This is a genomic window from Microcoleus sp. F10-B2 (assembly GCF_036704965.1).
GTDB lineage: Bacteria > Cyanobacteriota > Cyanobacteriia > Cyanobacteriales > Microcoleaceae > Microcoleus.
In genome coordinates this window covers 63611-72982 of sequence record NZ_JAUBTB010000015.1, presented here as the reverse complement: position 1 = coordinate 72982, position 9372 = coordinate 63611, and the positions used below count along the sequence as shown (strand labels likewise).

Annotated in this window: 7 protein-coding genes; all 7 read right to left on the bottom strand. The window is 44.5% G+C overall.

Annotated features, from left to right (window positions below):
• Positions 1-2: 2 nt before the first annotated feature.
• From QUA99_RS08485 to QUA99_RS08455, 7 genes are read right to left on the bottom strand one after another with little or no spacing between them, the layout of a single operon-like run.
• On the bottom strand, positions 3-3254 hold the full coding sequence (locus QUA99_RS08485; protein WP_333235626.1) for an amino acid adenylation domain-containing protein: 3252 nt from the start codon (positions 3252-3254) through the stop codon (positions 3-5).
• A gap of 29 nt (positions 3255-3283) precedes the next feature.
• Entirely contained in the window at positions 3284-4327 is a 1044-nt protein-coding gene (locus QUA99_RS08480; protein WP_333235625.1) for a TauD/TfdA family dioxygenase, read from the bottom strand.
• A gap of 11 nt (positions 4328-4338) precedes the next feature.
• Positions 4339-5916, bottom strand: a complete 1578-nt coding sequence (locus tag QUA99_RS08475; protein WP_333235624.1) for a condensation domain-containing protein — start codon at positions 5914-5916, stop codon at positions 4339-4341.
• Positions 5917-5975: 59 nt separating this feature from the next.
• Complete coding sequence (locus tag QUA99_RS08470) at positions 5976-7046, bottom strand: HAD-IIIC family phosphatase (RefSeq protein ID WP_333235623.1); 1071 nt, start codon at positions 7044-7046, stop codon at positions 5976-5978.
• A 4-nt stretch (positions 7047-7050) separates the two neighbouring features.
• Positions 7051-8235, bottom strand: coding sequence for an acyl-CoA dehydrogenase family protein (locus QUA99_RS08465; protein WP_333235622.1), 1185 nt, complete (start codon positions 8233-8235; stop codon positions 7051-7053).
• A 13-nt stretch (positions 8236-8248) separates the two neighbouring features.
• On the bottom strand, positions 8249-8500 hold the full coding sequence (locus QUA99_RS08460; RefSeq protein ID WP_333235620.1) for an acyl carrier protein: 252 nt from the start codon (positions 8498-8500) through the stop codon (positions 8249-8251).
• Between the two features lie 10 nt (positions 8501-8510).
• A complete protein-coding gene (locus QUA99_RS08455) occupies positions 8511-9365 on the bottom strand; it encodes a 3-hydroxyacyl-CoA dehydrogenase NAD-binding domain-containing protein (protein ID WP_333235618.1) in 855 nt (284 codons plus the stop codon).
• Positions 9366-9372: the final 7 nt, after the last annotated feature.

Genomic DNA, 9372 nt, shown 5'->3' with positions numbered 1-9372 from the left:
GATTAACGCAGGTTTTTTCTAGATTGCATTTGTTGTTTGATTAATTGTCTTCGCAAATCGGCTCTGTCTTGGCTTTGTTCGTCGAAAGTAGGCTGTAAATTTTGGTCTTGATTGAGATATTTAGCTAGAGAGTTGATGGTGGGATATTTAAAAATGTCGGTGATTGAAATAGTGCGGTGAAAGACTCCTTGCAATTTGCTGTAAAGTTGGACGATAAGTAATGAATGACCGCCGAGATCGAAGAAGTTGTCGTGGATGCCAACGCGATCGAGGTGAAGCATTTCTTGCCAGATGGTCGCGATCGCGCGTTCTATTTCTGTCTGGGGTGCGACGTAAGCGGCTGCTAGTTCTGGGCGCAGACAATCGGGAACCGGGAGCGATCGGCGATCGATTTTGCCGTTAGCTGTTAGCGGTAAACTTTTCAACAGCACGAAGGCTGACGGCATCATATATTCGGGCAACCGCTGGCGCAGAAAGCTTTGCAGGTCATTCGCAGCGAGGGATGCAGAGCGATCGCTATCGGGAACCGCGTAAGCGACTAGACGCGGGTTGCCCGGTTCATCCTCTCTAAGTGAGACGATCGCCTGTCTCACTTGTGGATGTTGACTCAGCACTGTCTCAATTTCTCCTAATTCGATGCGGAAGCCGCGAATTTTGACTTGGTGGTCAACTCGCCCCAAGAATTCTAGATTGCCGTCTGGTAAGTAGCAGGCTAAGTCGCCAGTTTTATACAACCGCTCTCCGCTGACAAAGGGGTTGGCAATAAACCGCTCTGCTTGTTCTGCTGGTCGGTTCAGATAGCCCCGCGCTAACCCAGACCCGCCAATGTATAACTCACCTGGTATACCGATCGGTACGGGTTGGTGCTGCCGATCTAGCACGTAGGTGTAGCAGTTGGGCAGCGCGCGTCCCAGGGGAACCGTCTGGGAACTCGGTCGATTCTGAACTGTAAAGGTTGTTGTGCCTACGGTAGCTTCTGTAGGCCCGTAGTGATTGAGGATGCGACAGTTGGGCGCGTGCTGCTGAACCTGCGAAATCAATTCCCAACTGGCTGCCTCACCGCCGAGAACTAAGCACTGGCGGGGCAGAATTTGCTCGGGAGGGGCAGCGGCGAGAAGGGCTGCGAGGTGGGAAGGTACAATTTTGAGGCAGTCGATCGCATGGCGGTTAAAGTATTCTGCGAGGGCGGCGGGGTCTGTTGTGCGATTGGAGGATACTACGTGCAAGCATCCTCCGCCACATAGAGAGGGAAAGATCGCTGTGTTGCCCAAGTCGGCAGCCAAGGTGGAAACAGTGGCGAAATTAGCGCCCGTTGGCAGTTCTAGTTTTTCCCAAATGCCGTTGAGGTAGTTGAGAAGTTGTCGGTGTTCGACGGCTACGCCTTTGGGTTTGCCGGTGGAACCGGAGGTGAACAGCACATATACTAAGTTTTTGGTTGTTACCTCGCTGTTGGGATTTCGATCGGGAAGCTTGGCGATCGCATCCCAGTCTCCGTCAAGACAGATTACTTGCGGCGGGCGATCGCTTAGGTTTGCCGCCAGGTGCGTTTGGGTCAGCAAAACTGGCGATCGCGCATCTTGCCACCGGAAAGCTAAGCTGGCGGCTGGTAAGGCCGGGTCTAGGGGTAGGTACGCGCCACCGGCTTTGAGGATGGCCAGCAAGCCGACGATCGCATCTAGGGATCGATCGGTGTACAGCGCTACCACAACTTCTGGCCCTACGCCCAGCTTTTGCAGGTAATGGGCTAAACCATTAGCTTTTTTGTTTAACTCTCCGTAGGTTAGTTGCTGATTCTCAAAGACAATCGCAATGCGATCGGGTGTTTGTTCTGCCTGTTTTTCAAATAATTGGTGGATGCACGAGTCATCTGGAAATTTAGGATTGGGGATTGGGGATTTGTTAAACTCGACTAGAAGTTGGTGGCGATCGCGATCGCTCAAAATTTCTAACTCGCTAATGGCAGTTTCTGGTTCGCTAACCGTGCTTGCTAATAAAGTCTGAAATTGTCCTGCCAAGCGCGAGATATCCTCGCTCTGAAACAAGTTTGAATCGTAGTGGAACTCTGCGGTTAGCGAGTCATTTTGGTGAAGGCAAGACAGTTTAACTTTGAACGGCTCCAAACAAATGTACCGCTTGTCAATAGAAAAAGATAAGTTTGCCTCAGAAAAATCTGCCTGCTGTTCCTCAAAATCAAAACAAACTGGAAAGAAGCATCCCCGATTTTTCTCGGTTAATTCTGTTACTTGTTCCCAAGTAAAAGACTCTTGCCATTTGAAAGCTTTGCGTACCGACTCGCTAACCTGCTTCAGGTTCTCAGAGAATTTAAGTTGTTCTTCAAAATGATTGTAAACAGGTAAGTATTTGGCAAACAGACCTAAAGCTGACTCCAACTGTTCATAACTCCTGCCGTCGCAATATGTGCCAACAACAATATCTGAGTTGCCAGTGAGCCGCCACAGTAGAACTAGCCAGCAAGTCAGAATAAATACAGAAGTTGAAGAGTTATATTTTTGAGCGACATTTTCAATTTTAGCTACAACTTGAGTGTCGAGTTTGACTGCAACAAAATTTGGTTTAAATTCTACCTTTACCTCATTTTTTTTCTCCCTTGGTAATGATAAATCTACCAAATTTAAAATATTATTTTTGCGCCAATACTCTTTACCTATTTCTGCATCTGCCCCTTCAAAAAGTTCATTTTGCCATTCGGCAATATCTGCATACTGCAAGGGTTGGTCAGATAATTCTTTGTCCTGCAAATTGGAGGCATAAAAACGGCTAATTTCATGCACAAAATTCTTGACAGTAACCCGATCTGCAACCAAAGCAGGCATCCCAACCAGCAAGAGGTGCAAATCTTGGGAAATAACAACCAGACAAATATCTAAAACATGACCGCATTCTAAGTCAAAAACGCGATTACTCACTTCAGCAAAAAGTGTCTCAATTTGAGCTGCTTGTGCTTCAGAATCTCTACCGCTTAAGTTGTGGTAAACCATCGCCGGCCCACTGCGATCGTTAATGATTTGCAGCGGCAGCGCCATTCCCTGTAAACATTGAAAATTCGTGCGAAGAATTTCATAGTTACTGACCAGGTTTTGCAAAGCTGTTTCTAATACTTTTAGATTTAGATTACCTGCAATTTTAACAGCGAAAGTAGCGCGATAAGGTTGGTTGGATGCAGATTGTTGCAACATCCAAAGGCGCTTCTGCTGAGGTGAAATCCGAAATCCTTCTAAAGACTGTTCTTGCATATTTTTTACTCCATCGATCGGGTTTTATTTTATTGATTTATAAAAGGTTCTGCCATGCCAACTACAACCTTCCGCAAGCCGGAAAAGGGCATCCGCCCGTGGGCAGTCAGCATATTATCTAGCATTAATACATCTCCCTCTTGCCAAGGAAAGATAACTGCTTCCTGCTGATACAATTCCCGAATTTCATCTAACACAGACTTTTCAATCTCAGACCCATCACCGTAATACGCATTGCGCGGCAAATATTCCTCTGGAAGGGCTGAAAGCAGTATTTGACTTGTCTCCTGTTCTAAACTCGATACGTGGAATAAATGAGCTTGATTGAACCACACTTTTTCACCTGTTTTAGGATGTGTAGCAACAGCTTGACAGACTTGGCGAGTTCTCAAATAATTGTTATCTTTCCACTCAAATTCAATGCCAGCTTTTCGGCAATAATTCTCTACTTCTAATTTGTTGTCTGTCTGAAAAACATTTTGCCATGTTAAGTCGAGTTGAGTGTCATAGTTTCGGACATACATAACCTGCTTTTGTATGAACTTTTCTTTGATTTTTGGATTGAGGCGCTGAAAAATTTTCCTGCTGTCGGCAATAGGCGTTTCTCCACCTGTTTCTGCTGACTTAACGCTGAAAAATCCTATCTTCATCGGCCAACTGCGAGAGTAAGCCATTTCGTTGTGCAAAGGAATAGATTGATCTGCTGGATATTCAGTTGAGGTATAGATTTTGCCACTTACTTGACTGCGTGGCGTTGAACGATAGGAATAGTCTAGTAAGTCGACAGAAATTGCCCTGACTAACTGCTCAAATTCGGTTATTTCTCTGATGTCGAAGTTACGAAACAAAATACCGCCGTTTTGACACAGCCATTTCTCGATTTGTTCTCGATTCTTGGCAGCCCAATCGACTAATTTTATACCTTCTACGGCGGGTTGAACTACTAAAGGCAGTGGCTGTTCTGCTTGAAGTAAATCAGTTTTGACTAGCTTGGCATCCGATAGCTTGACTGCTTTCCGTCTAATAGTTGTTAGCTGGTTGCTATTTGTTAGTTTTGACTCTATATTGCTCATATGTTTGCTGTTTAACTGATTTCTTGAATAGTGTTTGTAACTACCTTGCGCTGGATATTGCCGAGCTTTTGGCGGCGTGCTTCCTGAAACTCTTTTTCTTTAGACAACTGCTGTTGTTTTTCGGCGATCGCCAATGTTTCTGCTAGTGCATCCAACTGAATGTCTTGCTGTTCAACAACTCGATTGAGTAGAAGTTGAAAGAGCTCTGCCATTCGCGCGATCGTCGCTGCTTCAAACAAGTCTGTTTTGTATTCAAAAAATCCTTTAATTCCCTCCGGTGTTTCCGTTAAATCCAGCTTTAAATCGTTGCGTGCTTCCCCAATATCGAGTTCTGAGAGAGTCAAAGTCACGCCCGGAAGTTTTAGGGCTGGAACGGGTGAATTTTGGAGAACAAACCAGACTGGAAATAAGAGAGGATGACCGAGATTCCGTTCTGGCTGCATTTCTTGCACTAGCTTTTCAAATGGCAAATCTTGGTGGGCGTAAGCGCCTAAACACAACTCTCGCACCCGCTGCAAAATTTCCCGAAAAGTCGGATTACCTGATAAGTTAGTCCGCAAAACCAGCGTATTAACTAAAAATCCAATTAACCCTTCTGTTTCAGCTCGATTCCGATTAGCAATGGGCGAGCCTACTACAATATCTTCTTGACCTTTATAGCGGAAAAGCAGAGCTTTAAAAGCCGCTAACAAAGTCATAAACAGCGTGACACCTTCTTGCTGGGAGAGTGTTTTAAGTGCCTCAGTTAAAGCTGGTGATAGTGCTAAGAGTTGTTTGGCACTGCGTGTTGTTTGGGTAGCTGAGCGCGGTCGATCTGTGGGTAATTCTAAGATGGGGGGAGTGCTACCTAATTGCTGCTTCCAGTAAGCTAGTTGTTTTTCTAAAATGTCCCCTTGCAACCACTGTCGCTGCCAAATTGCAAAATCAGCATATTGGATGGGAAGTTCTGGCAGTGGGGAAGGTTGATTTTGAGAAAAAGCACTGTAAAGGGCTGCAATTTCTCGAATCAATACTCCGGCAGACCAACCATCAGAAATAATGTGATGAATGACGAACAGCAGCAGATGTTCTTGCTCGTCTAATTGTAACAGCTTCGATCGCAGTAAGGGGCCACTAGCTAAGTCGAAAAGCTGTTGGCACTCCTCAGTTACTAAGCGCTGAACTTCGCGATCGCGCGCAGTTTCTGGCAACTGTCGCAGGTTCACTACAGGTAGCTTCATTGCTAGCGCTGGGGCGATGTCTTGAACAGGTTGCCCGTCCACTATTTTGAAAGTAGTACGCAGGATTTCGTGACGGCGCACGATCTCGTTGAAGGTTTGCTCGAGCGCGGCTGCATCGATCGCACCTGTGAGGCGCACAGATACGGGTATGTTGTAACAAACGCTCTCGGGATCTAACTGGTGAAGAAACCACAGCCGCTGCTGGGCAAACGACACGGGTGCTGGGCCGGCGTTGGAACGGCGAGGAATACTTTGCAATGAGTGGGTTTCTATTTTAAATTTACCGCTCAACCGCTGTTGGAGAAGGGCTTGTTTTGCTGGTGAAAGCTGAGACTGTCGCTGCAAAATTTCGTCTTTTTTACTATTCATGATGCCGTTTTCTAGTGATGGTTATATGAAAAAAAAGTTCCGATCAAAAATGTTGTTTTTCAGTCAATTACCTGTACTTTCATATAGTCAGGCGGGGGTTGAATCCGCATAAAATTATTTTCCAGAATCACCAAATCGCCTCTCTTTTCAATTTCCTTAAAACCCGCAAACTTATAAGTGATATACATCATGCGATTTCTCTCAGTTGAAACAAAGTCAGCCAACAAGCGCACGTTTCGATCTTTAGCAAGGCTCGTAATATAATTAAGCAAGACTGCGCCTACACCTCTGGACATCACGCGACAAGACATTAGCAATAGTTTTAGCGTCCATACACACTCATCGCATTCCACAAGTGCTAACCCGATTTTTCCATAACTTCCATACTTGTCATCCAAACCTGCAATTAGCAGTTTGTGCTGGTTGGAGAGCCGAAATTGATTGAGTTCGCTGTAGGAGTAGGTGTAACCAGTTGCATTCAGTTGATTTGTCCGTACTGTTAATTCTTCGGCTCGCTGCAAATCCTCTTCTTTTGCATAGGAAATAGTCAAAGTCATGTTGAGTGTGGCTAAAAACTCTTCTTGAGCTCCGACAAATTCTTTCTCGGCATTTTGGCGTTCTATATCGTTGATATACATTAGCCTTCTCAGTTGTGAATCTTCTGTAATAAAACGGGGATTCATTTCCGGCATATCTAGCACTTCGTCTAGCTTTACTGCATCAATACACAACACTTCTGGTAGGGAAAAGTTGACTTCTTCTAGCTCAAATTGCCCGTCGTCAATAAAGGCGATCGCGTCGAGACCGATATTGAGCGATTTAGCGATTTCCTTAATTGAAGCCGCCTTTGAATTCCAGTTGATTTGGGGATACAAAAAATACTCGTCCAATCCCATCTCTCGGAGTTTTGCCATTGCTAAACTGCGTTCATTCTTGCTAGCAATAGATTGTAAAATGCCTCGACTGTCTAAGGTAGTGATGATGCTGATTGCATGGCTGTGCAGGGAAATTTGGTCATTTTCTAAGAGTATACCATTCCACAGGGTATTATCCAGATCCCAAACTACACATTTGATAGTTTTTTGATCTTGTTCTTGGCTCTCTATTCGTTCGGATGTTAGGTTGACCATAGCTTTATATTCTTGCCACTAAATTTTGCTGCGTAACGTTGCGTTCCGGTAATACTCCGTACTCTTGATAACCAGATTCGGCGATGGTAATTTGTTGAATTTGGGTACTGCCTTCAATAATTTCCATGATTTTTGCGTCTCGGAAATACCGTTCCACAGGGTAGTCGCTACTGCAACCGTTACCCCCGTGAATCTGTACGGCATCGCTTGCTACTTTAACTGCCATTGTGGATGCAAAGTATTTAGCAATTGAGGTTTCTGAAATAGATCGCGGATCGCCAATTTCTTGGAGATAGCCGGCTTGATAGCATAGCAATCTAGCTGCTTTCACGTTAACGATTGCATCGGAAATCATTTGTCTAATTATCTGGTGTTCTTTCAGATAAACGCCAAATTGCTGGCGTTGACTGGTGTACTGAAGGCAAGCTTCTAAGCAAGCTTGACCGATGCCTACGCAGCCCCACGCTACGCTGTACCTGCCGCGATCTAGGGCCGAGGAAGCGACATGAGAGAAGCCAAAACCATGCCGGCAAACGAGATTTTCCTGGGGAATTTTGCAGTCATCTAGGTGAAGTTCTGCTAGCATAGAAGCTCTCGTTCCCAAGATTCCCACAATGGGTTTTATTGAGAGTCCCGGTCTATTTTTTTCAACCAAAAAAGCAGTGGATTTTCCTTCACACTGGGTGAAAACTAAGAATAAATCCGCAATTTGTCCGTAAGTAATCCATTTCTTTTTGCCATTTAATATGTAGAAATTGCCTGCCGGAGTTGCAGTTGTTTCTACACTTTTAGCGTCGCTACCGGCGTTAGGTTCGCTCAGTGCAAAAGCTGCGATCGCTTCACCTGATGCTAGCTTGGGAATCCAATGTTCTTTTTGATATTGACTTCCCCACTTGCAAAGAACGTGAGCAACCATACTGTGAACTGTTAGCAAACTCCGCAATGAAGAACACCCCCGCCCAATTTCTTCGTTAAGCAGGCCATAGGCGATCGCATCCATACCGCTACCGCCGTTTTTTTCGGGTATTGAAGCACCCAAAAAGCCTCGCAGAGCTAGCTTTTTAATGAGTTGTGGGGGGGTATGCTCTTCGCGATCGCACTGGCTAGCATAAGGTATTATTTCCTCATTTACAAAAGCTCTGAATTCTGATTGAGCATCTTTTTGTTTGGCGGTTAATTCGAGTTTCATTGCATTCCTTAACTCAATTGCTTGTAAGTACAGCAGTTTTGCGTTCGACTAGATTAACCAGAGCATTTATGGTATTGAAATTATCAATTTCCAAATCTTCATTTTCAATGGAAACTTTAAACTCTTGCTCCACAAATAAAACCAGTTGCATTGCAAACATTGAATTGACAAAGCCCAGACCAAAAATATCTTCATTGTCCTGCAAATCGTAATCGCCGACAACGCGCGCCAAGAATGCTTTGATTTTTTCTCGATTTTCTTTCATCTTAAATAACTCACTGATAAACGTAGAAACCTTGTTTGCTTTTCTGACCGTATAACCCCGCCTCTACCATCTGCTTTAACAGAGGACACGGCCTATATTTGCTATCTTTGAAGCTTTCATACAAAACTTCGATAGACAGTAGAATCGTATCTAGTCCGATCAAATCTGCCGTTTCTAGCGGCCCCATTTTGTGACCAAAGCAGGTTTTGAAAATTTTATCCACGTCAGACGCTGAAGCTACTCGCTCTTGCAATAAGAAAATCGCTTCATTAATTGTCAACATCAACACGCGGTTAGAAACAAATCCCGGTGAATCGTTGACAATAATACATTCTTTGCCCATTTGGGCTAAAAAACTTTTGGCTATCTCAATTGTTGCGTCAGAGGTGTGATACCCGCGAATCACTTCTACCATTGACTTCATGGGTACTGGGTTCATAAAGTGCATCCCAATCACATTTTTAGCTCGCTTGGTCGCTGAAGCAATGCGGGTAATGGGAATGGCAGATGTATTAGCTGCAAAAACAGTTCTCTCTGGGCAAATGGCATCTAGCTGCGCGTACACCTCCTTTTTAATATCCCATTTTTCGGTGACATTTTCAACCACAAAGTCTGCACTGTCTAGCAACTTGTAATTAGTGGAAAATGTAATTTTTTTTAAGATATCGTCTGGACTGCCAACCTTTTTTTCTTTGTTGAAAAGAGTGTGAAACCGGATATTCTTTTTGATTTCCTGCTCGGCATTTTCTAGAATCGCTTCCGAAATATCTACAAGAATTACCTGATAACCAGTTTGGGCGAGGTTTTGCGAAACCCCAATTCCCATAACCCCTGCTCCCACAACACCGACTACTTGAATGTTCATAATTGAT